This is a genomic window from Malaciobacter sp., assembly GCF_055140965.1.
In genome coordinates, this window is the sequence record NZ_JBSRRO010000008.1 from 40,546 (window position 1) to 66,797 (window position 26,252).

Annotated in this window: 25 protein-coding genes; 11 read left to right on the plus strand and 14 right to left on the minus strand. The window is 26.8% G+C overall.

Going from position 1 to position 26,252, the window contains the following annotated elements:
* Positions 1–61: 61 nt before the first annotated feature.
* Both ACTCCZ_RS04025 and ACTCCZ_RS04030 read left to right on the plus strand, forming a co-directional pair.
* A complete protein-coding gene (locus tag ACTCCZ_RS04025) occupies positions 62–661 on the plus strand; it encodes a DedA family protein (protein WP_079578255.1) in 600 nt (199 codons plus the stop codon).
* Entirely contained in the window at positions 649–1,281 is a 633-nt protein-coding gene (locus ACTCCZ_RS04030; RefSeq protein WP_079578254.1) for an SDR family oxidoreductase, read from the plus strand. Before ACTCCZ_RS04025 ends, ACTCCZ_RS04030 begins: the two co-directional genes overlap by 13 nt.
* A gap of 19 nt (positions 1,282–1,300) precedes the next feature.
* On the opposite strand, the gene ACTCCZ_RS04035 is transcribed toward ACTCCZ_RS04030, so the two are convergent.
* Entirely contained in the window at positions 1,301–1,771 is a 471-nt protein-coding gene (locus ACTCCZ_RS04035) for a threonine/serine exporter family protein (protein WP_079578253.1), read from the minus strand.
* Position 1,772: 1 nt separating this feature from the next.
* A complete protein-coding gene (locus tag ACTCCZ_RS04040) occupies positions 1,773–2,552 on the minus strand; it encodes a threonine/serine exporter family protein (protein WP_079578252.1) in 780 nt (259 codons plus the stop codon).
* A 152-nt stretch (positions 2,553–2,704) separates the two neighbouring features.
* On the opposite strand from ACTCCZ_RS04040, the gene ACTCCZ_RS04045 reads away from it, so the two are divergent.
* Complete coding sequence (locus ACTCCZ_RS04045) at positions 2,705–3,469, plus strand: ATP-binding protein (RefSeq protein ID WP_079578296.1); 765 nt, start codon at positions 2,705–2,707, stop codon at positions 3,467–3,469.
* Here ACTCCZ_RS04045 and ACTCCZ_RS04050 read toward each other — a convergent pair.
* A complete protein-coding gene (locus ACTCCZ_RS04050) occupies positions 3,462–5,432 on the minus strand; it encodes an EAL domain-containing protein (RefSeq protein ID WP_079578251.1) in 1,971 nt (656 codons plus the stop codon). The genes ACTCCZ_RS04045 and ACTCCZ_RS04050 overlap by 8 nt on opposite strands.
* A gap of 137 nt (positions 5,433–5,569) precedes the next feature.
* Here ACTCCZ_RS04050 and ACTCCZ_RS04055 point away from each other — a divergent pair, with 137 nt between their 5' ends.
* From ACTCCZ_RS04055 to ACTCCZ_RS04075, 5 genes are all read left to right on the plus strand, one after another.
* Positions 5,570–5,902: a hypothetical protein gene (locus ACTCCZ_RS04055; protein WP_079578250.1), complete on the plus strand. Its 333-nt coding sequence runs from the start codon at positions 5,570–5,572 to the stop codon at positions 5,900–5,902.
* The gene (locus tag ACTCCZ_RS04060) at positions 5,889–6,515 is read left to right on the plus strand and encodes a type III pantothenate kinase (RefSeq protein ID WP_079578249.1); all 627 of its coding nucleotides are present in this window, start codon (positions 5,889–5,891) and stop codon (positions 6,513–6,515) included. Before ACTCCZ_RS04055 ends, ACTCCZ_RS04060 begins: the two co-directional genes overlap by 14 nt.
* Positions 6,493–7,101, plus strand: coding sequence for an ATP phosphoribosyltransferase (gene hisG / locus ACTCCZ_RS04065; RefSeq protein ID WP_079578248.1), 609 nt, complete (start codon positions 6,493–6,495; stop codon positions 7,099–7,101). Before ACTCCZ_RS04060 ends, hisG begins: the two co-directional genes overlap by 23 nt.
* On the plus strand, positions 7,101–7,793 hold the full coding sequence (locus ACTCCZ_RS04070; RefSeq protein WP_079578247.1) for a class I SAM-dependent DNA methyltransferase: 693 nt from the start codon (positions 7,101–7,103) through the stop codon (positions 7,791–7,793). Before hisG ends, ACTCCZ_RS04070 begins: the two co-directional genes overlap by 1 nt.
* A 73-nt stretch (positions 7,794–7,866) precedes the next feature.
* The gene (locus tag ACTCCZ_RS04075; RefSeq protein WP_079578246.1) at positions 7,867–8,460 is read left to right on the plus strand and encodes an FmdE family protein; all 594 of its coding nucleotides are present in this window, start codon (positions 7,867–7,869) and stop codon (positions 8,458–8,460) included.
* A gap of 24 nt (positions 8,461–8,484) precedes the next feature.
* Here the strand turns inward: ACTCCZ_RS04075 and trpS are convergent, their stop codons facing one another.
* Positions 8,485–9,453 carry a tryptophan--tRNA ligase gene (trpS, locus tag ACTCCZ_RS04080; protein ID WP_079578245.1) on the minus strand — a complete coding sequence of 323 codons (969 nt, stop codon included), beginning with the start codon at positions 9,451–9,453 and terminating at the stop codon, positions 8,485–8,487.
* An 87-nt stretch (positions 9,454–9,540) separates the two neighbouring features.
* Between trpS and ACTCCZ_RS04085 the strand changes: the two genes are divergently transcribed.
* The gene (locus ACTCCZ_RS04085) at positions 9,541–10,584 is read left to right on the plus strand and encodes a cyclic nucleotide-binding domain-containing protein (protein ID WP_079578244.1); all 1,044 of its coding nucleotides are present in this window, start codon (positions 9,541–9,543) and stop codon (positions 10,582–10,584) included.
* On the opposite strand, the gene ACTCCZ_RS04090 is transcribed toward ACTCCZ_RS04085, so the two are convergent.
* The 9 genes from ACTCCZ_RS04090 to ACTCCZ_RS04130 form a co-directional block, all read right to left on the minus strand.
* Positions 10,570–11,853, minus strand: a complete 1,284-nt coding sequence (locus tag ACTCCZ_RS04090) for a TAXI family TRAP transporter solute-binding subunit (RefSeq protein ID WP_079578243.1) — start codon at positions 11,851–11,853, stop codon at positions 10,570–10,572. The two genes, ACTCCZ_RS04085 and ACTCCZ_RS04090, sit on opposite strands and share 15 nt — an antisense overlap.
* A gap of 18 nt (positions 11,854–11,871) precedes the next feature.
* A complete protein-coding gene (locus ACTCCZ_RS04095; protein WP_079578242.1) occupies positions 11,872–12,540 on the minus strand; it encodes an amino acid ABC transporter permease in 669 nt (222 codons plus the stop codon).
* Entirely contained in the window at positions 12,540–13,319 is a 780-nt protein-coding gene (locus ACTCCZ_RS04100) for an amino acid ABC transporter substrate-binding protein (protein ID WP_079578241.1), read from the minus strand. The genes ACTCCZ_RS04095 and ACTCCZ_RS04100 overlap by 1 nt, the downstream gene beginning before the upstream one ends.
* Positions 13,320–13,445: 126 nt before the next feature.
* A complete protein-coding gene (locus tag ACTCCZ_RS04105; protein WP_079578240.1) occupies positions 13,446–13,997 on the minus strand; it encodes a manganese efflux pump MntP in 552 nt (183 codons plus the stop codon).
* Complete coding sequence (locus tag ACTCCZ_RS04110) at positions 13,991–15,169, minus strand: MFS transporter (RefSeq protein ID WP_079578239.1); 1,179 nt, start codon at positions 15,167–15,169, stop codon at positions 13,991–13,993. Before ACTCCZ_RS04110 ends, ACTCCZ_RS04105 begins: the two co-directional genes overlap by 7 nt.
* A gap of 2 nt (positions 15,170–15,171) precedes the next feature.
* Positions 15,172–16,410: an MFS transporter gene (locus tag ACTCCZ_RS04115; RefSeq protein ID WP_131828682.1), complete on the minus strand. Its 1,239-nt coding sequence runs from the start codon at positions 16,408–16,410 to the stop codon at positions 15,172–15,174.
* Position 16,411: 1 nt separating this feature from the next.
* Entirely contained in the window at positions 16,412–18,175 is a 1,764-nt protein-coding gene (locus ACTCCZ_RS04120; RefSeq protein ID WP_079578237.1) for an ABC transporter ATP-binding protein, read from the minus strand.
* The gene (locus tag ACTCCZ_RS04125) at positions 18,165–19,952 is read right to left on the minus strand and encodes an ABC transporter ATP-binding protein (protein WP_079578236.1); all 1,788 of its coding nucleotides are present in this window, start codon (positions 19,950–19,952) and stop codon (positions 18,165–18,167) included. Before ACTCCZ_RS04125 ends, ACTCCZ_RS04120 begins: the two co-directional genes overlap by 11 nt.
* A 108-nt stretch (positions 19,953–20,060) precedes the next feature.
* On the minus strand, positions 20,061–22,172 hold the full coding sequence (locus ACTCCZ_RS04130) for a TonB-dependent receptor (RefSeq protein WP_079578235.1): 2,112 nt from the start codon (positions 22,170–22,172) through the stop codon (positions 20,061–20,063).
* Positions 22,173–22,284: 112 nt separating this feature from the next.
* Here ACTCCZ_RS04130 and ACTCCZ_RS04135 point away from each other — a divergent pair, with 112 nt between their 5' ends.
* The gene (locus tag ACTCCZ_RS04135) at positions 22,285–23,262 is read left to right on the plus strand and encodes a helix-turn-helix domain-containing protein (protein ID WP_079578234.1); all 978 of its coding nucleotides are present in this window, start codon (positions 22,285–22,287) and stop codon (positions 23,260–23,262) included.
* Positions 23,263–23,282: 20 nt separating this feature from the next.
* Here the strand turns inward: ACTCCZ_RS04135 and ACTCCZ_RS04140 are convergent, their stop codons facing one another.
* Complete coding sequence (locus ACTCCZ_RS04140) at positions 23,283–25,382, minus strand: TonB-dependent receptor (protein WP_079578233.1); 2,100 nt, start codon at positions 25,380–25,382, stop codon at positions 23,283–23,285.
* Positions 25,383–25,497: 115 nt separating this feature from the next.
* Here ACTCCZ_RS04140 and ACTCCZ_RS04145 point away from each other — a divergent pair, with 115 nt between their 5' ends.
* Positions 25,498–26,187, plus strand: a complete 690-nt coding sequence (locus ACTCCZ_RS04145) for a hypothetical protein (protein WP_079578232.1) — start codon at positions 25,498–25,500, stop codon at positions 26,185–26,187.
* The last annotated feature ends 65 nt before the right edge of the window (positions 26,188–26,252 follow it).

Below are 26,252 nucleotides of genomic sequence, written 5' to 3' on the forward strand. Positions count from 1 at the left end.
ACTTATAATTAACCAAGATTTTGCTAATATTTGCTTTTAAAATCAAAAAAAAGAGAGTGTTTTGTTAGAACCTATTGTAAATTATGTTGTTGAAACTGTGGGCTCATTGGGATATTTGGGTATATTTATTATGATGTTTTTAGAAAGTTCATTTTTCCCTTTTCCAAGTGAAGTTGTGATGATCCCTGCTGGTTATTTAGTATATAAAGGTGAAATGAATATCTTTATAGCTATTTTTGCAGGAATTGCTGGAAGTTTAGCAGGGGCTTTATTTAACTATTTTTTAGCAGTAAAATATGGAAGAGCATTTTTGATTAGATATGGGAAGTATTTTTTTATAAGTGAACAAACCATTCAAAAAGTTGAAGACTTTTTTAAAGAACATGGACATATATCAACTTTTAGTGGAAGATTAATTCCAGCAATTAGACAATATATCTCTTTTCCCGCAGGTTTAGCAAAAATGAACCTATTAACATTTAGTTTTTATACAACTTTAGGTGCAGGTATTTGGGTTATAATACTTGTATATTTAGGCTATTTTATTGGTGGTAATGAAGCTTTAATTAAAGAGTATTTACACTATATAATAGTATCAATTTTAGTTTTACTAGCTATTTTGATTTATTTTTATATAAAGAAAAGAAAATGCAAGCAATAGTTACAGGTTATAGTTCAGGTATTGGAAAAGCAATAAGTGAAATACTTGAAGAGAACTCTTACAAAGTCATAAGATTAAAAAGTAGATTAGATGATACAAAAGCTTTGGAAAAAGAAGTAAGAGAAGTAGTAAAAAAAGATGATTTAAATGTACTTATAAATTGTGCAGGACTTGGGGTTTTTAAACCCCATGAAGAGATAAGTATTGATAAAATTCAAGAGTTAATAGGTGTAAATTTAACAGCACCCATCATACTTAGTAATTTATGTCTTAGAAGTCTAAAGAAAACAAAAGGTCATATTATAAATATCTCTTCAATTGAAGCTTTAAGACACTCTAAATTTTCAGCTTTATATACAGCAACAAAAGCAGGACTTAGAAACTTTTCACTTGCACTTTTTGAAGAACTTAGGCGTGCTGATGTAAAAGTAACAAATATAAATCCTGATTTAACAAAAACAAATTTCTTTGATGAGTTTAATTTTGAACCAAGTGATAATAAAAATGCTTATCTTGATCCAAATGATATTGCAAAAGCAGTTTTAGAAGTATTACAATTTTCAGGAGTTATTTCTGAATTAACAATTAGACCTCAAAGACTTGAAATAAAGAAAAAATAAAATCATCAAAAAGATGAGTTTAAATAATTGGTCTATTGTATCTTATAAAATAAAGTGATGGTAAAGCAAGTCCAAAACTAATAGCTCCTAAAATTGATATAGCTTTTAATCCATCTTCAATAAATAAAGCAATATGTTCAGGTGTTACTCCATGAGAATTCATCTCAACTAATGTAATAATTGTATTAAAAGCGTATGTTCCAGGTATTAGTGGAATAATAGCAGCAACTGTATAAATAGGTCTTGGAACTATATATTTTCGTGACCAATAAACAGCAAGAGTTCCAAATAAAAGTGTTGCTAGGAATGTAGATATTTCTATATATATACCTAAATCTAAAAATATAGTTCTTAAAGTGTATACAATCGCTCCACCTAAAGCACAAAATTTCAATGCAAATTTTGGAACATTAAAAACCATTGCAAAACCAACTGCTGGTATTGCTGCAAATATTGCATCTAAAATATATTTTATTATGATATTTTCCATTTTACCAACCTTTTATATCTAAAACAGCCATAGCAAAGATAATTCCCATGCTTGTTGCAAGTGTAAGAAGTGTTGCTTGCATCCATCGTCCCCAACCCATACTTAAATATCCTTTTACAGCATCTAAAAATGAATTAATAAAAGGAAATCCAGGAACCAATAATAAAACACTTGCAGATAAAGCAATACTTACAGTTGAGCTTACATAACTTGATAAACTTGCAATTAATGTTGCAAAAAATGCTGTTGTTGCAAAAGAAATAATTAAAATAAATTTTCTTTTTGCAAGTTCTTGTCTTATAAACATAGCAATACTTGAAGCAAAAAAAGTCACAATAAATGCTCCTAAATCTGCACCTCTTAAGTATGCAAACGAAGCACATGAAAGTCCAATCATAACTATTACAAGCCATCTATTATAGTAGTTTGCTTGTATTTGTTTTAATAATAAAATAGTATTTTTGGCATCTGTTTTATGTTTTTCTAAATCAATACATAACTTTTGAACATCATAAACAATAGACATATTTATAGGTTTATGATGAGCTTGTCTTGTAGTTGTTACTGATTGATTGTTTTTTGTTAGTGTAGTTAGTACAATAGCTGAGGGAATAAGTGATATTTCAACAGACTTTACACCAAAAGCTTTTCCCATTCTTTTTGTTGTTTGTTCTATAAGTTTACTTTCTGCCCCATATTCAAGCATTAAAACGGCTGCTCTTATTATTGCTTGAGTTATTTTTGTTTGATATTCATAAGTTAATTCATGTGTATTGTTCATTTTTGTATTTTAACATTTTTAACAAAAAAGAAAGAAATAAAAATGTTTAAATTAGATACAATTTTAATATAATTTGAAAAAATTAAAGAAAAGTTTGATTATTCTATATTGGTTTATAAAATCTATTTTTAGTATAAAAAAGGCATAAAATGATAATTGATTGGGAAAAAAGTTTTGCAGCAATATATAGAGCAAAAACAGATAGCTTAAAACCTGTAAAATATTTAGATGATACGACACTTGATGATTTAGTTGGAATAGAGAAACAAAAACAACAAATTATTGAAAATACAACTAGATTTTTAAAAGGCTTACCCTCAAATAATGTTTTACTTTGGGGTGCTAGAGGAACTGGGAAATCTTCAATTATAAAAGCTTTATTAAACAAATATAAGAATAAAGATTTAAGAGTTATAGAAATTAGTAGAGATGATTTGGATGAGTTAGTATATATTTCTGATGTAATTAGAGAAGAGCCTTACAAGTTTATAATATTTTGTGATGATTTATCTTTTGAGGGTACAGAAAAAGCATATAAAGGTTTAAAACCTATTTTAGAAGGTTCTATTGAAGCTCCTGCTTCAAATATAAAGATATATGCCACATCAAATAGAAGACATATAGTAGCTGAATATCAAGGTGATAATGAGGGCACAAAAGTATCTAATAATGGAGAGATTCATTATAGTGATAGTGTAGAAGAAAAAATATCTTTAAGTGATAGATTTGGACTTAGTATAGGTTTTTATAATGGAACACAACAAGATTATTTAAAAGTAATTAACAACTATTTTAAAGATTATAAAGGTGATATAAACGAGCTTCATAAAAAAGCATTACAATTTGCACAAAGTAGGGCAAGTAAAAGTCCTAGAACTGCAAAACAGTTCTATAACAGTTTTATCCAACCTAAATAATCTTTTGTGGTTTACCTATATAATATCCTTGCAAATAATCAACTTGTAAATTTGTAAGAATATTATAAATCTCTTTATTATGGACTTTTTCTGCAACTAATTTAATTTCTAGCTCTTTTGCGAAGCTTATGATACTTTTTACAATTTTTAAAGCTTGTTTATCTATATGAATATTTTCAATTAATGAACTATCAATTTTTAAATAATCAATATCTAATTTTATGATATACGCAAAGTTTGAATACCCAGAGCCAAAATCATCAATAGCAATTTGAACATTATATTTTTTTAATTTTTTTATAAACTCATTTATAATCTCAAAGTGATTTAACTCTTCGCTTTCAAGCAATTCAATAGTTAATCTTTTGTTGATATTGTATTTTTTTATCATTTCAAATAAATAAGAAGTTGTTTTTTCATTTTTAATATCATCCATTGATAAGTTAATAGAAAAACTTAAATCTTTTTTATCTTTAAAGTATTCAAAACTTTTTTTTATCATAGATTCTGTTATTTTAGGATATTGTTTACTGCTTTTTGAAATCTCTAAAAATTTATCAGGAGTTATTATCTCATCATCTTTTATTATTCTAGCTAAAGCTTCATATTTATCAATTTTTTTTGTTTTTGTATTTTCTAAAGCTTGATAAAAAGGAGTTAATTGATCTTTTTCTAATGCTTCTTTTAAAATAGAAGTTAATTTAATATGATTTTTATATTCATCTTTTAGAGTCAATTCATTATTAAAAACCTCTATATTTCTTTTCTCTTTTTTAGCAGTTCTAACTGCTAAAATTGCTTTTTCTAAGCTTCTTGATTTTGAATCTTTAGCAAGTCCTATTGTTGCTTGAATATTTATATCTATATCGTTGTATTTAAATACTTTTTTACTTATAGTTTTAATAAGATCTTCACAAAAATTTATACTAACTGAACCATTAGATAAAATTGCAAATTCATCACTATGAAGTCTATAAACGCTACCTATTTTTTTAGAACTCTTTACAAGTAGTTTTGCAACTTCATTCATAATAAAATCACCTACTTTAACCCCATAAAAACTATTTATAGTTTTAAATGAGTCAAGGGAAACAACTATTAAACTATGATTATTATAAAGTTTTATATCTTCTTGAAGTTTAGCTAGATTTGGTATTTTTGTAAGTGAATCTGTGTATAAATTAGCTAATAATTGATTGTAATAATATGTAATAGTATCAAGTAATTTATTAAATCTATTTTGTAAAGAGTATATTTCTGCTGTTTTAGTTTTTATATGCGCTCTTTTTGTAAAGCTTGTATCTTTTGAAACTTTTTTTATCTCTTCTGTAAAATTTACAACAGGTTCAATAATCTTTTTATTAATGATTTTATAAAAGATATAAAAATATAAGAATATAAAAAATATGAAAAATATTAGAAAATAGTAAATCATCATATCAAGGGATATTTTTATCTCATTTGGAGGATATTTTATATCTAGTACTCCATTTACATCTCCAACTTTTGCATTATAATGGCAAGTTATGCATTCTTTAGATACTTTTATTGGGTATAAATATCTAATACTTCCATTATCTTCTACTACGAACTGTTTTTCTCCTTTCATAGCTTTTTTGATAAGTAAATCACTATTTACTTTTTCTTTGTCTTCTTTTATAACACCCATTATTTTTTCTACATCTTTACTTCTATATGAGTTTACTTCAAGATTGTGTCTAATATGCTCCATTCTATTTAGAATTTTAACTAAATCCTTTTTTGCCCATCCCTCTTGCATTCTTACATACATTGTTTCAAAAATAAGTTCACTTGTTTTTTTTGCATCATCTTCTGCTAAAGTTGTAAGTGCTGCTCTTTTAATATATATAGTAGATAAAAATAAAGAAATTATACTAAAAAGTAAGATTACTATTAAAATTCTAAATATAAGAGTTTTGTTAGTGATTAAATTATTTTTCATTGTGATCCCAATAAGTAAATTACTTATAAGATTATATATTATATAAACTATATATTAATTTAAAAAATTACAACTTAACTACTTTTTAAATATTAACCAATTTTTAGATACAATATATACTTAAATAAAGGAAAAAATTGAAAGATTTAACTACATTTTATACGAATAAAAATATATTATTTAAAGATATAAATGAAATAATACCAAAACAATTAGCTAGTAGAAAAAAAATACAAATTTATACAGCAACAGATATAAAATCAGCATATTATGCAATTTTTATAGTTGATTCAAAAAGTAGATTTATTAGAAAAAATGCAAATGATTTATTAGAGCTTTTTGAAAAATTAAAAGAGTTTAAAGAGCATAATTTTAAACATAAAGAGTTATTAATAAGTTCACCACTTTGTTCAAAAGCAAAGAAATATTTACAAGATAATGGTTGGAGAGTAAGAGTTGATTTTATGTGATATAGGAAATACTACTTTTCATTTTTTAATAAATGGAAAAGAGAAGAAATATTTTTTAAATGAAAAGTTACCAAACTTTAATCAAAGAGTATATTATATATCTGTAAATGATAGTGGTACAAAAAATTTAAAATCTTCAAATGATGATGTTATTGATTTGGAAAACTATTTAGAGTTTAAAACTAAGTATAAAGGTATGGGAGTTGATAGAAAAATTGCATGTATTGCAAATAAAGATTCAATAATAGTAGATGCAGGAAGTGCAATAACAGTAGATATTATGAAAAAAGGCAAACACAAAGGTGGTTTTATACTTCCTGGACTTAAAGCTGTTAAGGATTTGTATCCAAATATCTCCCATAAACTACAGTTTGATTTTAATCCAAAGGTAAATTTAGATAAAATCCCACTTTGTACACAAGATGCGATATCATACGCAATCTTAAAATCAATCATACAAGCAATAAAAAATATTAGAAACAAACAACAAATCATTTTTACAGGTGGAGATGGAGAATTTTTAAGTAAATATTTTAAAAATAGTATCTATAAAAAAGATTTGATTTTTGAAAATATGAAAAGGATAATTGATGCTAACAATTGCATTGCCTAAAGGTAGAATTGCACAAGAGACTTTAGAAAAGTTCGAAAAAGCTTTTGATGACAAATTTATATTTGAAGATAGAAAATTAATATTAGAAAAAGGTAATTTTAGATTTTTAAATGTTAGAAATCAAGATGTACCTACTTATGTTATGCATGGAGCTGCTGATTTAGGTGTAGTAGGGCTTGATGTTTTAGAAGAAAAAGAGTATGACTTAATAAAACTACTAAATTTAAATCTTGGAAAATGCAAGGTTGCTTTTGGATTAAGAAAAGGTGAAGAGCTGGATTTTTCAAAAAGTGAAATTAAAGTCGCAACTAAGCATGAAAAAATTGCAAAAAAATATTTTGAACAAAAAGCAATGGCAGTTGAAATTATTAAACTATATGGTTCAATTGAACTTGCACCTATTGTAGGACTTAGTGATTGTATAGTTGATATCGTAGAAACAGGAACTACAATGAAACAAAATGGATTAGAAGTAGGGCCTACTATTATGGAAAGTAGCGCACACTTAATTGCAAATAAAAATGCATTTTATGCAAAAAAACAAGCTATTTTAGAATTAAAACAAAGATTAGAAAAAGTACTATAATGGGATTAGATTTATACTCAAAAGTTGAACAATATTTAGATTTTGAAGATGAGGTTTATTTACTTCACAAAGAGTTTATGACTTTTGTGATGGTAAATGAACTTGACAATATAATTGATATTGGATGTGGACAAGGATATTTTCTTGAAAACCTAAAAATCAATGGAAAAAAAGCATTTGGTATTGATTTAAGTAGTGAGCAAATAAAAATTTGTAAACAAAGAGAAGTTGATGCTAAGTGCATATCACTTGATAAAGTAAAAGAAAAATTTGATTGTGCAACTGCAATTTTTGATGTAGTTAATTATATTCCTAGCAATCACTTAAAACAGTTCTTTAAAGATACATATGAAGTTTTAAATGATGGTGGATATTATATGTTTGATGTAAATTCACTATTTGGATTCAATGATGTTGCAGATGGAAGTTTGAATATAAATAAAGAGAATAAATTTATAGCAATTGATGCAGTCTTTGATGAAGATGAACTAAATACAAATATTATTCTTTTTGAACAAAAACAGAATAATTTATATGAAAAACAAGAAGATTTAATAACTCAATATTACCATGATATACCTAGTTTAAAAAAACTTTTAAAAGAAGTTGGCTTTAGTGTAGAATCAATTAGTGATTTTAACCTTCATGGTTTTGATGAAGCAGATAAACATATTTTTATTTGTAAAAAATAGATACTTATTTTAAATCAATGATAAATTTAAAAGGTTTATATACTATTTTATAAACTTTTTAAAGGTCATTATGATGAACTACCCAAACTTTTTTGATGAAATAGAATCAATTACTTTAGAAGATAAACTCTCAAACTTTTTAGGTGCATTTGAAGATGGAGTTATTGAATTTAATTACTTAGATGCAGTAAAAATTGCAGGTCATTCATGTCCTACTGTTTTAGGTGCATATTTGATGTGTAGAGAGGGCTTAAAAACTCTATATAAGTTAACCTTACCTAAAAGAGGAGAGATTAAAGTAGAGTTTAAAAATGCTTCAACTGAAGGAACAACAGGAGTTATTGCAAATGTAATTAGTGCAATAACAGCAGCTACAACAAATACAGGATTTAAAGGAATTTCAGGAAACTTTGATAGAAGAAATTTACTTTTTTTTGAACAAGATATAAATTCAAGTGTAAAATTTACAAGATTAGATACAAATGAAAGTGTTGATGTTTATTATGATTGTAGTAGTATAACTTTTGAATCTATGGTGTCAGAATTGATGAAAAAAATAGTTCAAAAAAAAGCAAGTGATGAAGAGAAAAAACTCTTTAGTAAGCTTTGGCAAGAAAGAGTTGAAAAAATTTCTAAAAATACAGAAGAAGTGATAAGAATAGTTTAAAATAAAAGGCAAAGCCTTTTATTTTTATATTTTAAGTCCTATAAGTTCTCTTACTTGTTCCATCTTTGCTTGGGCAATTTTTCTTGCTTTATTTGCTCCAAATGCTAAGATATCTCTTACTTCATCTTTATTATTTAAGTAGTACTCTCTTTTTTCTAAATAAGGTTCAAAATGCTCATTTATTTTATCTAAAAGTGTTAATTTAAAATGCCCATAACCTTCACCTGGAGTTTCATATCTTTTTTGTAAATCTTTTAATTCATCTTCATTCATAAAAAGCTCGCAAAGTTTATAAATATTACAATTTTGCCATTCTTTAGCTTCATCAAGCTCTTTTGAATCTGTAACAATTCCCATTACTTGTTTTTTAACTTTTTTCTTACTTCCAAACATATCAATAGTATTTCCATATGATTTAGACATTTTAGCTCCATCAGTTCCTGGAACTGTTGCAACTATTTCATCTACTTTTGCAGATGGAAGTGTAAAAATTTCTGTATTATAAGCATGATTAAAAGAGTTTGCAATATCTCTTGTCATCTCAACATGCTGAATTTGATCTTTTCCTACTGGCACAATATCTACATCATAAAGTAAAATATCAGCAGCCATTAAAACAGGATATGAAAATAATCCATGATTTGCTTGTATTCCACGCGCAGTTTTATCTTTATATGAGTGTGCTCTTTCTAAAAGTCCCATTGAAGTGTGATTTGATAATATCCAGTATAATTCAAGTACTTCTTTTACATCATGCTGTAGCCAAAATGTAGATTTATTTGGGTCCATTCCTAAAGCTAAAAAGTTAACAGTTGCCTCAAATATGTTATTTTCTAAAGCCTCTTTATCTTTTACAGATGTTAAAGCATGATATGATGCTAAAAAAGCAAATAGTTCACCATCGTTTTGTGATTCTATCATCTTTTTTATCATACCAAAATAGTTACCAATATGTATAGTACCTGATGGTTGAATTCCTGATAATATTCTCAAAATTAAAATCCTTCAAATTTTTTTTGAGATTATATCTAATTTAGGCTAAAATAGAAACTTTAACAAACAAAAAGAAAAGAGTGGAAAGTGCAAGAGTATATAAAATCAAAATTAGATAATTTTTACCAAATCATAGAGTATCATCAAAGTATTTTAGGAATAAATGACACACTTGGAAATAATGAGTATTTAAGCATAAAAGATAAAATTTTTAATATTTTAAATCTTTTTTCTGTAATGGATCCACAATTTGAAACAAAATTGATGAAAAAATTTTTAAATGATACAGTTTGTTTGATTGAGCACTTTTATAATATTGATATGAAATACAATGCTAAACAAATCTATGATGAATATGATAATAAAGATGAAATAAAATTTGAAGATTTTGAAAAAGAGTTTAAAAAAGTATTAAAAGATGAAAAGTTGCGAGCTGTAAAGGTTATGAATACAAAGCTTTATTATCTTGATTTATATATTTGGAATGAAGCTATGAAATCACAAATTCTTACTAAATTTATTAAAAACTTTACAACTTCAAATGTCTTTGGAACAAGAGACTTTTTAAGCCATACAAATAAGAATTTTAACTCTATTTGTCAATTTAAAATTAATTCAACTTGCAAACCTTTAGAAGTTGAATACTCTAAAAATGAAATTGGTGAGCTAAAATCTTTAGAACCAAAAGAAGAAATAGAGTGTGAAGACATTGTTCAAAAGTTAGTAGATTCCAAAAAGAATATACGCTTTTTTAAAGATATGAGAGATGAAGATATTAAGCATATAGTTAAAGATGTAAAATTTATTAGATATAAACCCCATGAAGTAATTATAAGCTTGTATGATGAGGGTGATGATATATTTTTTATTGTTGAGGGAAGTTGTAGGGCAATTATTGGTGCAAATATAGTTGGTGAGATTAAACAAAATCAAATCTTTGGAGAGTTTGCTCCTATTACAAAAGAGAAAAGAAGTGCAACAGTAAGAGCAAATACAAAAGTAAAGGTAATAAGTTTTAAACTTGCACTTGAATTATATGAAGAAGACCCTTATGTTTTTACACAACTTTATAAAAATGTAATAGGTGAATTAGTACAAAAAATAAATGCAAAGAATTTAAATAAGCTTTAATCTAGTCTTTATTCTTTGCTCTAACATATTTATATGCATGATTAAATTGTAATACTCACCCATAAATGATAAAGGAACTTTAGTCTCTTTTGATATCTCATCTTGCAAATCTTGAAGTTTTTCAAGTTGTGTTTGTAGTTGCTCTTTATTTAAATATCCAATCTCTATTTCTACACTTTTTACTTCATCATACCATTTATATATTTTTGAACGCATGCTCCATTGATAAAGTGGTAATACACCTTTAAATAAAGGGAAAAGTAAAGTAAGCAAAGGAATAATAAAAATCTTTAATCTATCTATATTTGCAGCTATCCAATATGGGAAAATCTTCTCTAACCAAGTATCTCCATTTTCAAAATATATCTTTGCTTCTTCATGAAGCTCTAATTTCATATTTTTCAAGTTTGGAAACTCACCTTGTTTTGCAAATAAATCTTTTTGTTTATGTACTTCTTTTACTTTTTTTAGTAAAATTCTTATTAATTCTTGTGAAAAATCACTTCTAACAACAAGATTTGCTGTAGTTGCAAGTAGGTTGATATTTTCATCTGGCAAATTTTTATATAAGTCCAATGTCCCCTCATAAAGAGTAAGAGATTCTAAATACGAGTATTTTCTACTATAAGCTTTTGCTCTTTTAAAATTTAAAACATTAATATTTGGATTTGCAAGTAAGCTTTTTACTACTTGTGAATTATGTGATGTAACTGCAAACATTGCATCAATTTTCCCATCTAAAAGAAGTTGTTTTGCTTTAGAACTTGAGTAGTTTGAAATAGTTGAATTCTCATTTGATAGACCATTGTCTTTTAATATTTTTGAAGCTAAATCGTAAGTGCCACTTCCAATTTCTCCTATACTTATGTTTTTTGTAATAAGTTGAATAATATAATCAATCTTATAACCTTCATTTTTATAAAATACCCATAAAGGTTCATAATAAACTGATGCAATTGATTTTATACTATCTGTATCTTTTGTGGTAATTGTGCCATTTTGGATAAATGCAATATCAGCTTTATTTTCATTTAAAAGCTTTATATTATCAATAGAGCCTTTTGAAGTTAAAATATTTACTTTAACTTTTTCTTTTTCAAGTAGCTTTTTGTAAAGCATGGCTGTTTCATAATAACTTCCATTTTTTGAACCTGTTGCTATTGTAATCTCTTTTTTTGGAGCTGGTTTTACAAACTTTGAAGTTATATAAAAAGAGGCAATAATCAATAATAAAATTGGTATAGAAACTGTAAAAAATTTATTTTTCATGATTATTGCCTTTATTTATTAATAAGCTTTATTTAATTTTGCCTCAATTTTTCTTTGAAAGAATGTAAATGTAACTACAATTACCCAATATACAATAGCAACTGCTAAAAATGATTCAAAGTATTTATAACTACTTGAAGCTTCAATTTGTGCCTTTGCCATAATCTCTGGAACTCCTAAAGTAAAAGCAAGTGATGTACTTTTAATCATGTCAATAAAGTTATTCATCAAGCTAGGAATAGCAACTCTAATAGCTTGTGGTAAAACTATATGAGAAAAAGTTTGTGTTCTTGTCATTCCAAGTGAGTTTGCTGCTTCAAACTGTCCTTTATCAATAGAAGAGATAGCCCCTCTAATTGATTCTGCCATATAAGCTGAAAAGTGCAGGGCTAAACCAGCAATAGAAGCTGTATAAGCATCTAAGTTTGAAAAGATTGGAAGAATTTGAGGAAGACCAAAATATAATAAATAAAGTTGTACCAATAAAGGAGTTCCTCTAAAAAAAGAGATATATAAATCACAAAGTTGTGTAAGTATTTTTATTTTATATGTTGTAATAACAGCAATTAAAACAGCAATTATTAAAGCTATGGCAGCAGAAATAACTGCCATAGAGATAGTAATATCTATATATTTAAAAAGTATTGGGAAAATCCCTAAGGTATAATCTATATCAAATGTGCTCATTATTTCTCTGTAATATTAGAATCAAACCATTTTACTGAAATCTTTTTTAATGTACCATCTTGTTTTAATTCTTTTATAGCTTTATTTACTTTTTCAACTAAAGCTTTATTCTTTTCATTTTTAACAAATGGAAAAGAGTTTGTTAATACTTCAAGTGGTTCACCTACTATTTTTAAAGGTAAGTTTGCTTTTTTGATTAGTTCTACTGCTGAGATTCTATCTTGAACAAAGGCAGCAATTCTTTTAAGTTTTACATCTTGTTCAAAACCATTTCCCTCATAAGTGATTAGTTCAACCTCATTGTTCGTATCTAAACTTCTTACAATTTGTGCATAGTTTGTACCTAGTGTAACACCAACTTTTTTCCCTTTTAAATCTTCAAATGATTTAATTTCATTATTATCTTTATGTACAATAATTTGTGCTCCATCATAAACATAAGGAGTTGGGAAGTAGTATTTTTCTAATCTTTTTGGTGTTGTTGTAATTTGATTTGAAATTGTATCAATTTTACCTGTTTCAAGCATCCCAAAAAGTCCAGAGAATTTTGCTGTTTTAAACTCAATTTTTGCATCAAGTTTCTCTCCAATTGCATTCCAAACATCTATTTCAAAACCTTGAAGTTTATCATCTTTGTAAAAAGTAAATGGAAAATATCCACCTGAAGTTCCAACTTTTATAACTTCCTTTTCTTTTGATGTCTTAGAAGAATTGTCATCACTACATCCAATAAATAGCAAAGCAAATATTGTAATAAAAGCTAGTGTTATTTTTTTCATAAATATCCTTTATATTATTTTTGTGAAATTTTACATTATTTTTGTTAATTGTTACTTACTTTTAAAGTTTATATAAATTTTATTAAATATTTGTAGAAACTTAAGAAGAGTATATCTTCTTAAGTTTTAAAGAATAGTATTTTCAAGTAGTATTTTAAAGCCTATGATTATAAGAACAACTCCACCAAGAATCTCCGCTTTACTTTCATATTTTGCAGTTCCTTTTGAACCAATCATAACCCCAATAAAACTAAAAATAAATGTTGTAATACCTATAATTAGCAAAGAAAGATAAACATTTAAATCAAATAAATGAAGTGTAAAACCAGCTGCCATTGCATCTATACTAGTTGCAACCGCTAAAGTTAATAAAACTTTAGTTGAAACCTTTGCTATATCCTCTTCTGTATTTTCTCCAAAAGCTTCATATATCATCTTTCCACCAATAATTAAAAGAAGGAAAAAAGCAAGCCAATAATCAAAACCACCAATAATATCTTTTAATCCAACTCCACCAAAATATCCAATAAAGGGCATTAAAGCTTGAAAAAAACCAAAAAATAAACCAGCTTTAATAGCTAAAGTTTTTAAATTCTCATTACTTTTTATACCCAATCCAATAGACACTGCAAAAGCATCCATACTTAATGCAATTGCAAGAATTACTACTTCTAACATCTAATAGCTTCCTTTTTTTTATATGAAAGTGAAATTATAGTCAAAACTAAAAAAGTAGTCGCTGAAAAAATAAATGGAATCTCTGGTTTTATTTGATAAAGCATAGTGCTTAATAGAGGTCCTATTATTATTCCTAAACCTTGTGCTGCAAAGACAGTTCCTGCTGCAACTCCTTGTTCATGTTCTTGTACACTATTTGCTGTTATTGCTAAAAATGCTGGCATTAACATGCCTAATCCAACTGTTCCTATACTAAATGCAATAGTTAGCTCAATTTGTGTTGTAATAAAGCTTATTAAAAAATATCCAATTGCACAAAGTATTGAACCTAGAATCAACCAAGTATGTGAAGAGATATTTTTTAATTTTGAAACTACAATTTGTGTTAAAATAAAAACAACTCCTATAATTGCTAAAATATAACCAGTACTTTTAGCAGTTTGAATTTGTGTTAAATGAAACTTATCAAGTATATAAAAGCCTAAACAAACTTGTGAAGTAACAATACTATACATTGTAAAAAATGATGCAATCATAGGAAGTCTTAATCTCTTATCCAAAAAGTGTATAATTTTCTCTTTTGTTTTTTCTCTTTTTTTACTTGGTTCTAAACTAAAATATATAATAACTACTGCAATTAAGGGCAAAATAGCAGCTACATATAAAGGTGCAGTTAATCCATAAACTGCTAAAGCTCCACCAATAACTGGTCCTATAATCATTCCAATTCCATTTGCAGCGCCTAAACTTGCCATATATGAAGTTCTTTTACTAGGTTCTACTTTATCAGCAATTAATGCATTTGAAACAGGAGGAATAGCAGAATAAAATACTCCAATCATTACCCTTGCAAAAACTAAAGCAGTAAGTGAGATTATAACTGAGGGTGGATTTATTATGGCATAGTTTGTATATCCTGCTAAAAATAAGTAAGATAGAAAAAAACCAAATATTGAAAAAATCAAAATAGTTTTTCTTCCATAATAATCACTTTTTTTACCCCAATATCTTGATAGTAAAACCCATGCAACACCTGCAAGTGAAACCATAAGTCCAGCATGCCACTCTTGTAAGTTTAACTCTCTTACAATTGGTCCAACAACTGCTAAAAAAGCCATCATTGAAGACACGCATAAAATATTAATTGCCATTAAAGGCTTTATCTCTTTCATTATTATCCTATTGTATTTAAATTATTTGTCTCTATTTTTTCTTCTTTTGATAAAAAACTATCAATTTTAAATGATAAAATCAAAGGAACAAAAGCTATTAAGCAAATAGCTAAAACTATATTTTCATAACCAAACTTTCCAGAAAAGAATATACTCATACTTGCAAAAATTAGTCCAGAAAGCATAAACATACTATGCTGAATTGCATATTGTGAAGCTGGATTATTACTATCTATTTCATCCATCATCAAAGTTGAAATTACTGTTGTTGAGGGCGTATAAAAAATAAAAATTGTTCCAATTGTTAAAATCACATGAGTAATACTTGAGTAACCATGTAGTAGCAAAATTAAGAAAAATAGTCCTATTATTTGACCTATTGCACAAAAAATTAAAACTCTTTTTTTCCCAAATCTATTTATTAGCCATGAAGCACCAAAAGATGCAACAATTCCAATGCTATATCCAATAATATGAACAACTAATCCTATATCTTTTAGTTTCCATCCTAAATCTACTAAAATTGGAGATATTAGTCCATGGGCAGTTGCAACTGCACAAGGAAAAAGAAGAATAAAAACAAGCCATATTTTTCTATTTTTACCTTGCCAAAAACTATAAAACTCTTTAAAAACAAATCTTTTTTGTTTAGCTTTTTTCTCCCAAGTAGGCTCTTTAAATAGTAAAAGTTGAACTATTGCAAGAGAAGTAAAAACTGCAAGAATTAAGACAGTTATTTGCCATTGAAAATATGAATAAATAATTAGTGCAACTCCTCCTCCTAAAACTGTTCCTATAAGTCCTCCTGATACTTTAATAGCATTACCAAAAGGTCTTTGCTCTTTTGTTAAAGTCTTATATACAAGTGCATCTAAAGCAATATCTTGTGTAGCAGAGAAAAAAGAAAAAATAACTGCACATAAAAGAATCATTGAGATATGAGTTGTTACCTCATAAAAAGATGCAAAAATGAGCGAACTTACCATTATTATTTGAGAAAGTATAAGCCAAAATCTATAATGACCAATTTTTTGAAAATTTACTCTATCAATAAAAGGAGCCCATACAAATCTTAAAACCCAAAAAAATCCTAGCATATAAACTATGCCAAGATTTTCTAAGGACATTCCTGTTTTTCTTAAAATAGCAATAAAGGCTTCTGTAAAAAAACCTAATCCTAAAAACTGTGTAACATATAAACTTAAAAGTAAAAAGAAGTGTCTTTTTTTAAGAGTTTTCATCTTAAGTATTCCAATTTTTTGTTCTAGTTTGTGCTTCCCACATACTTTTATATATTTCACTTAAGACTAAAATTTGTTCATGTTTTCCTTGCTGTATAATTTCTCCTTCACTCATGACTAATATATTATCAGCATGAGTAATAGTAGATAATCTATGTGCAATTACAATTACTGTTCTATTTTTTACAAGAGAGTCAATTGCTTTTTGAACAGCAAGTTCACTTTTTGTATCAAGAGAAGCAGTAGGTTCATCAAGTATTACAATTGGAGCATCTTTTAAAATTGCCCTTGCAATTGATATTCTTTGCTTCTCTCCTCCTGATAAATTCCCTCCTAAATCTCCAATATTTGTATCATAAGAGTCTGGAAGATTTTGAATAAAATCATGGCAGTTCGCAAGTTTGCAAGCTTTGATAATTTCATCTTTTGTTGCTTTGGGTTTTGCCATTTTTATATTATTTAATACTGTATCATCAAATAAATAAACATCTTGAAATACCACAGAAATATCTTTCATAAGATCTTTTTGAGTCATATTTTTAATATTTACACCACCAATTTTTACACTTCCTTTAGATACATCATCATATCTCATAAGCATTTTAGTAATAGTAGTTTTTCCACAACCTGAGTGTCCAACAATAGCAGTTAATGAGTTTTGTTTTATATTAAAACTTACATCATTTAAAGAGTAATTATCATCTTTATCATAAGAGTAAAAAACATTTTTAAACTCTATATCAAAACTTTTAGCTTTTTGTTTAGGTTCAAAAGTTTTTAATGATTTTATATCTAAAACAGTTTTTATTCTATTAAAAGCACTATCCATAGTATCAAATACAGGAATAACTCCTAAAAACAAAGTTAAAGGCTCGGTTAGTCTTGATACTACAACAAGTAATGCAGCAAGAGTAATAAGTGCCAGTGAACCTTCTTCAACCCACATACCTCCTAAAAATACAAGTACTAATAAAACAATTTCAACAAGTGAACCCATAATTAGTAAAGGAAGTGTACTTTTACCTGCTCCTTCTTCTTGTATGGTTCTTACTTTTTTAACTGCCAGATCAAGTTGTTTTGCATTTTTACCTACTTGGTTAACAGATCTTAACACAGGAAGACCTTGAATATACTCAATTAGTTGTGATTCTAAATTTGAGTTAGCATCATTAAAATCTTTTTTCTCTTCAATAGATACTTTTCTTTTGATTATATAAAGTGGTATTGCAAAAGGCAAAATTGCTAACATAATAAGTGCAAGTTTGTAATCAATAAAAAATGTAAATAAAACTATTACAATTGGCACTACGGTTATTTGCATAAATAGTGAAGAAACTACTCCCATATGTAAAATTGATTCATCAACATTTGAAGATAAAATAGAGTTTAATTCACCTGTTTTATATTTTGATAAAGTATGAAGAGGCATACTTCTAAGTTTTTTACCAAGTTTTACTCTTAAATCATTTGTAATTTCAACAATATATCCAGAATAATCAAAATTATGCCCAAACCACTTAGTAATAATTGAAATTGCACTAAAAAATGCCATAAAACTAAACCAATAAATAATCTCATTAATATTTGCTTGTGGAGAAAATATCGCTTTTAATAATGGAAAAAACATTGCAAAAGCTAAGCCTAATGTAACAAAAGAGATAAAAAATAGTAAAAGACTTCTTTTAAATCCTACATTATACTCTCCTGCAATTTCAACTGATAACTTATAAACTTCATACAAAGAGCTAAATTTTTTATTTGTCATTATGATTTCCTTTGTTAGCAATATCCCAATTGTAAGCTTTTTCATAACTTGTATATAAATCAATATAATCAAAAGAGTTTTTAATTAATTCTTCGTGTGTTCCTTTTGATATTAATCTACCTTTTTCAAAGAGTAAAATCTGATCTGCATCTTTTATTGTAGAGAGTCTATGCGCAATAATAATTACTGTTTTATTTTTCATAAGATTTGCTAGTGCTTTTATAAGTTTTTCTTCACTTTGTGCATCTGCATATGAAGTAGCTTCATCTAATACAATTATTTGTGCATCTCTTAATATAGCTCTTGCTATTGTAACTCTTTGTTTTTGTCCTCCTGAAAGTCTTGAGCCTTTATCTCCAACTAAAGTATCATAGCCATTTGGTAAAGTCATTATAAACTCATGAATTTGTGCAGCTTTACAAGCTTGTATTACTTGTTCATCTGAGGCTTTTTCATTTGCTAATTTAATATTATTTTTAATTGTATCATGGAAAAGATATGTATCTTGAAATACAAAAGCAACACTGTTCATTAATGTTTTTGAATCAATATCTTTAATATTTTGATTGTCAATCAAAATTTCTCCAGAATTTACATCCCAAAATCTAGGAATAAGTTTTGCAATAGTACTTTTCCCTGCTCCTGATGAGCCTATAATAGCAGTTTTTGTACCCTGTTTTACTTCAAAATTGATATTTTCAAGGGCATTTGAATCTCTATTTTCATATTTAAATCCAACATTTTTAAACTCAATATCAAAAGAGTTTAACTCTTTAACTTTATTTGAATAATATAACTCTTCTTCATTTGATATATCAGCAATTCTATAAGCAGCTGCTTGTGATTTTTTTACAAAGTTACTCATCCACATTAAAGGCATTAAAGCATCACTCATTCCTGTTGCAATTAATAAAACTGCTAAAAATGATACTAAATCTAAACTACCATTTAAAACAAAATAGGCTCCAATACCACTAACTGCTAAAATAGTTGGCATTGGACTTAATATTGCCATTGCAAACTTTGCAGCTACACCTGTTTCATTTATCCAATTTTTTAAATTTGTTTTATAGTTTTCTAAAGACTCATTATATCTTTTGAAAGAGCTTGTTCCATCATCAAAAGTTCTAACTATTGGCATAGCTTGAACAAACTCTACAACTGCTTTATTTATATTTGATTGAGAGTTTTCATATGCTTGTCTATAAACTTGAGAGTCTTTCATAACATAACTCATAATAATAACGCCAAGTATTAAAACCACAATAGAAGCACAAGCTAGTCTATAATCAATTATTAACATTAAAATTAGTGAAGCAATAGGTGTAGAAATACTTCTTCCTATCATTGGAGTTGTATCTGCAACAAAAGCATGAAGATTTTTAATATCATCTAATAAAACTTTTTTTAATTTTCCTGTTCCTGTTGTTGTTATAAATCCTAAAGGAACTTTTGCCAAATGTTTAGAGAGATTTGTTCTTAAAATCTCTTCAAGTTTAAATGCTCCAAAATGAGAGATTATAAATGCATATTTTCTTGAAAAAAATGATATAAATGTGATTACAGCTAGATATATAAAAGCTGTATTAAAATCCATTGTAATCCCTAAAAAAGTCGCATTTTTATCAACTGATAAAGAAACTACAAATGCTAAGAAGGTTAATGCAATAACTGAAGTGATACCAGAAAAAGCTGCTAATAATATTGCACTATTAATATGTAAGTTTACAGGCTTCATTATAGCCCATAAACTTTTTTTCATTTTTTCGTTTTCCATAAACTACCTTTATTTCTTGATTGAGTAAAATTATAATAATAATTACTATCAAATACAAGAATGAATTTATGTATAAAGGATTATTTTTTTACATAAAGGTATTTTTTCCTAAAATCTATAATTAAAAGCAACATTAAAAGTTCTAGGATTTCCAACAGCTCCCATATATCCTACTGTTGTATCATGAAAACCATCTAAAAAATACTCTTTATTTGTTATATTTTTTACTCCAAAATATAAATCCCAATTATCTTGTTCATAACCAATTTTTGCATTATAAACTGTATAAGACTCAACTTTTTTTTCATTTGATCTATCAAACTGTTTTTCTCCTGTATGCAATGCTTCAAGGTTTGTAAAAATACCATTTGGGTTTCTATACTTTAATCCTACATTAAAATCATATTTAGGAATCATTGCTACTTTATTATCTTTATAGTTTTTATTTGCAATTGAATCTTCATAATCTCCATATTTTGCTGATACTAAACCAAAGTTCCCACTTAATGTTAGGTTATTTGTAATTGCATATGAAGTTTCAAACTCTAAACCTTTTATATCAACTTCTGTTACATTAGCTTGCATAATAGTTGTTGGATTTACTTGGATTCTATCTTGATAATCGTCAACTTTTGTATAAAAAGCAGCCATATTAAAAGTTAAACCTAAATTAGGAAATTTAGATTTTATACCAATTTCTAATGCATTTGATATTTCTGGATCAAACTCTGCAAGCTCCTTATTATCAACTGCATATGAAAAACCACCAGCTTTATAACCTTTTGAAGCTGTTGTATAAACCATCATATTTTTATTTATGTAATAATCAAGTGAAAGTTTTGGAAGAACAATTGAGTTTGTTTTTTCCATGTTTTTCATAGGTTTTGCTGTATTTACTCCTGCAAAAGTGTGAGTTCTTTTATCCATACTTCTTTTTGATTTTTCATATCTAAGTCCTGTTGTTAATCCTAGTCTATCATCAAAAAATCTTATGGTACTTTGTCCAAAAATTGCTATATCTCTTGAGTTTAAATCTGCTTTCATTTTATCTTCTGAATATAAAGGAACCCCCATCATATTTGCATAAGTTTCATCAAGTTTATAGCCTGTTTCATCATTTGCATTCTCATTGTTAAAGTATGTTCCAACTATCCAATTAAAAGAGCTACTATTTGTTGAAGATAGTCTAAACTCTTGACTTAAAGAATCAAGTTCTCTTGAGTTAAATCCTATGAAGTTTTTACTTGGAGAAAAATCTCCATCTAAAGTACTTTGATTATCCATATCTCTATAACTTGTAATAGAAATAAAATCATAATCTTGTGCACTATAATCAAACTTTAAAACTGAAGTTTTTGTTTTGGCTTGACTGTCACCTTTATAATTAAATGATGATTCAAACTCATCTAAACTTGAAAGTCCAGTGGTATTTTTATATTTACCTTTTTCCATTGAGGTCATAGGAAAACCTCCATCATCATCTAACTTTTGGTATCCTAAAATTAAACTTGCTTCTAAGTCATCTTTTACTTTATAAAGCATATTTGCTCTTAATGATAAAGTATCATGATTATCTATATCTGTTGAAGTATATAAATTCTTGATATAACCATCTCTTTTAGACTTTAATGCAGACATTTTTAAAAATAGTTTATCTTGGATTAATGGAAGGTTTAAAGAGGCCATGATTTGTTTTGAATCATAATCTCCTGCTTCAATATTTACTCTTCCTGATAATTCATTTGAAGGTTTTTTAGTAATTATATTTATAACTCCAGCTTCTGTATTTTTCCCATATAAAGTTCCTTGTGGACCTTTTAAAACCTCAATTCTTTCTACTTCAAAAAGTGGAGAGTCAAAAGCAAATAAATCTGCATAAGATACATCATCAATATATAGTGCAACTGCGGGTTCTCCTACTCCTGTATTTGAAATACCTCTTATTGCAATTCTTGAAAAATAGTCTCTAGAACCACCATGCATAGTTGTTAAGTTTGGAACATAAGATGCAATTTCTCTAGTGTTTTTGATACCTGCATCTTCAATAAAAAACTCATCTAAAACATTTACTGTCATAGGTACTTTTTGAATATTTTGTTCTGTTTTTTGTGCAGTAACTGTAATATCTGATAGCTCAATACTTTTTTTATCCGCCATAAGTGAATTTGATAAAATCACTAAAGATGCACTAAGTGATAATAGTACATGTTTCTTGTTCATTTTCTTACCTTTAAATATAGTCTTAATTTAATTTGTAATATACTTATAATGATAATGAAAATCAATAATAAAGTTATGATAATTGTATTATTAATTAATAAAAAGGTATTTTGTGTCAAAGTTATATGATTTGAATGATTTAGAGAACTTTTTTGTAAAAGACTTAAAAGATAATATAAAAGTAGATTTCCCAAATGAAAGTGGAAGTGTAGAAGTAGAAAAAACCATAATATCTGATGATATTTTTTTATATAAAAATAGCTTTAATTTCAAAGATGACGTATCTTTGGACTCCTCTTCTAGTGAGGAGGGCTTATGTATAAATATAGTATTAGATGGCAGCTTAAAATACACAGATAAAATTTTAGATGAACAAACAAATAAGTGTGCAAATAGTATGTTTATAAAATATATTAATCAAAGTCAATCTTTATTTGAAGTTAATAAGGGCAATATCTTAAAGGATATTGGAATAATAATAAAAGGGGAGTTTTTACAAGAGTTTTTTTTAGAGAAAATATCTAATAAAGAGTTAGTTTTGAAAAACTATGAAAAAAATATTCCTACTAATTTTAAAACTGCTCAAACAAATCTAAAAACGAAGATTTTAGCCCATGAGATTTTTAATTCTCCTTATGAAGGAGAGTTGCATGAAATCTATTTACAAAGTAAAGTTTATGAGATAGTTTTTCATGAGTTATCTGATATTTTACAAGTAAATAGGCTAAAAAATATAAAAAAAGAGGTGAAACTTACAAAAGAAGATATTTATGCCTTGCAAAAAGCAAAGAGTTTAATTTGTGAAAAAAGATTTTTTCTTAATCTTCCAAAACTCTCAAAAGAAGTAGCTTTAAATGAATTCAAATTAAAGTATGGTTTTAAGAAGCTTTTTAATATTACACCAGGAGCTTTAATTTTAGAATATAGAATGTTAGAAGCAAAAAAACTATTAGAAAGTAGTGAGCTTAATATTACTGAGATTTCAAAATTAGTAGGCTATAAATATGTTCAAAGCTTTACAACTGCGTTTAAAAAAAGATTTAATGCCAATCCAAAAGAGTTTATAAAATCGAGAAAATACTACTATTAAGAAAAGAGAACTCTCTTTTCTTAAAAACTATATCTTAATCCAACTCCTATTTTTCTTGGGTCTCCAAAAGTGATTCTTGACATTCCTCCTGCTGTATCAAATGCTGTTACATACTTTTCGTCAAAAATATTGTTTGCATAAGCATAAAAATCCCAATCTTTATATCTATAACCAAGCTTAACATTTGTTGTTATGTAACTATCTTGTTTATCCATTTTATTTTTTGAATCATGGAAAAAATATGTTGGTCCTTGAAGATTTATATCTGCTCTTGAATAAAATCCACTAGGATTAAAATATCCTACACCAACTCTTGCTGTATATTCAGGAGTTAATTGAATCTTTTCATCATCATATTTTGCATCACCTGCATCATACTCTTTATATTTTGCATCTGTAAATCCAAATGCACTTGTTAATTCCCAATTACTATTTGGATAGTGACTAATCTCTAATTCAACACCTTGAGAATAAGCTTTTTTTGCGTTATCTGTTAACCATACAGAAGTTGATAAAGATTTGTAAACGTGAATATCTTTTATATCCATTCTAAAAATTGATAAAGTTAAATCTGTTTTATCAAAAGAACCTTTTAATCCTATCTCATAGTTTGTAGATTTTTGTGCTTCAAATGAGTTTGCATCTTTATCATTATTCATAGCAAAATAGTTAAATCCACCTGGCATATATCCTTTAGATATTGATGTATATGTTGTCCAGTCTTTATTTATTTTATAAGATAGGGCAAGTTTTGGTAAAAAAGTATTCCATGTTTTTTCATCATTAAAGTGATTCATTGCTGGGCCAGAAACACCAACTGGAAGCATATACATATCTAAATCTATATCTTTTTTTATTCTTTGATATCTTCCACCTAAAGTTAATTCAAAATCTTCATAAAATGGAATAGTTACTTGTCCAAATAGAGCTTGAGTTTTACTATTTGTAATTGATTGGGCATCTTGAAGCATTTTTGTTCCCATCATATTAAACTGCATTCCATATGGACCATTATCAAGCTTTTCATCTTCAAAATATAAACCAGCAACCCATCTAAAATCTTCACTATTTGTACTTGAAAGTCTAAACTCTTGTGTCCATGATTTTGTTTCACTTTTATTCATTTGATAAAGCTCTTTAAAAGCAGGATTATCAGAGTAATCTGCATCATACTCTCCATCAATATTAAACTTTTTATGTGTAGTAAGAGAACTAAAATCAAAGTTATTAAAAGCATATTTTGCTTGAAAGCTTTGTGCTTGAGTATCCAATATTTCAATAGTTGGAACATCAAAACTAAAGTGTTCGGCATCATCTCTATTTGCATCACTTACATCTATTTGGTCACTTTGTGAATATCCATTTGACCAATATTTTTTTTCATGTTCATCTGTAAGGTTTAATTTTAAACTTAATCTATCTGTAGGTTTATATAAAAAGTAAGTATTAACTTTTCTGCTATTTTGTCTATTTGCATGATCATTCATACCAGGATAAGTGTTTTTTATCCAACCATCATCTTTTTGAAAGTTTCCATTAAGTCCCCAAAATAGTCTGTCTTTTATAATAGGACCATTTATATAAAAATTAGCAAGGTTGTAGTTATTACTTCCATACTCTAAAGTTAATGAGCCATTATAGTAGTTATTTGCTTCTTTTGTCACAATATTAATAACTGCTCCAATTGCATCTTTCCCATATAAAGTTCCTTGAGGACCTCTTAATACTTCTACTCTTTGTACATTTGCTAAAGCAGGGTTAAAATTAAACCTATTTGCCATAGGAATACCATTGATATAAACTACAACAGGGTTATTATTTGTAAACAAAGAGGTATTTAATCCTCTAAAATTTATATAAGTTCCAGAAGTAGAGTTTGCTGCATACATTCCTGGTACTTGATTTATCACATCAATTACGGTTTTGATGCCTTTTTCTTGGAGTGTAGTTTCATCTAAAACTGTTATACTTTGAGGTACATCTTTTATGTTCTCCTCAATCTTATTTGCAGTTACGGTAATACTATCTAAATTAGTAGATTTTTTTTCATGCTCACTATGTGCATAAGCAATAGAAGTACAAATCAAACTTGATAGTATTAAACTAATGGCTTTATTCATTTTGTTTCCTTATATTATCTAAAGTATTTTTGAGATAATATTATAATGATAATCATAATTAATTATAATCTATTTTTTATGAATTAAGGATTTATTTTTAACTTTGAGGGATTAAATGTCATATAGAATAAGTAGCATTGATTTTGAGGATTTTATATTAAGTAGCAAAGAGTGTAATTGTTGGCAACATAATATTCCAAATGATTTAGGAGTTATAAAAAGTAATAAAGCGATTATTGAAGATAATATTTTTATGTTTAAAACAAGTGCATTAGTAAATAAAAAATTAGAGATTAAATCTTTTTCAAAAGTTTCTGGACTTTGTATTGCCATAAATCTTGAAGATGATGTAATTTATACTGATAATAGTAATAATTCAAAACTTTTGTTTAAAAAAGATGAGATTCTAATAAAATATGTAAATAGCTATGATGGTTCAATTATTTTTGATAATTTTACAAAAACAAAATCTCTTTGCCTTGTAATAAGAGACTCTTTTTTAGAAAAATATTTTTTTAATGGACTAGATAATGTAAAGGTATTAAAAAGAAATTTTCAAAATCATATCTCAACAAATATAAAAAAATCTTTAGCAAGTTATAAAACAAAAATCTTGGCAAATGAACTATATAACTCACCTTATGAGGGAGATTTAGATACTTTATATTTGCAAAGTAAAGCATATGAGATTATTTATAGTGAATTTAAAGATATATTTAATTTAAATAAAGAAAATATTTGTACTTGTAAAAAAGTAAAATTTAACTCTTTAGAGCCACTTGCAAATTCAACCATCATAAACTAGTGAATTTGTAAGACTACCGAACTTCTCAACCAGATCTTTTTAACTTTTAATCATTTTACTGCTTT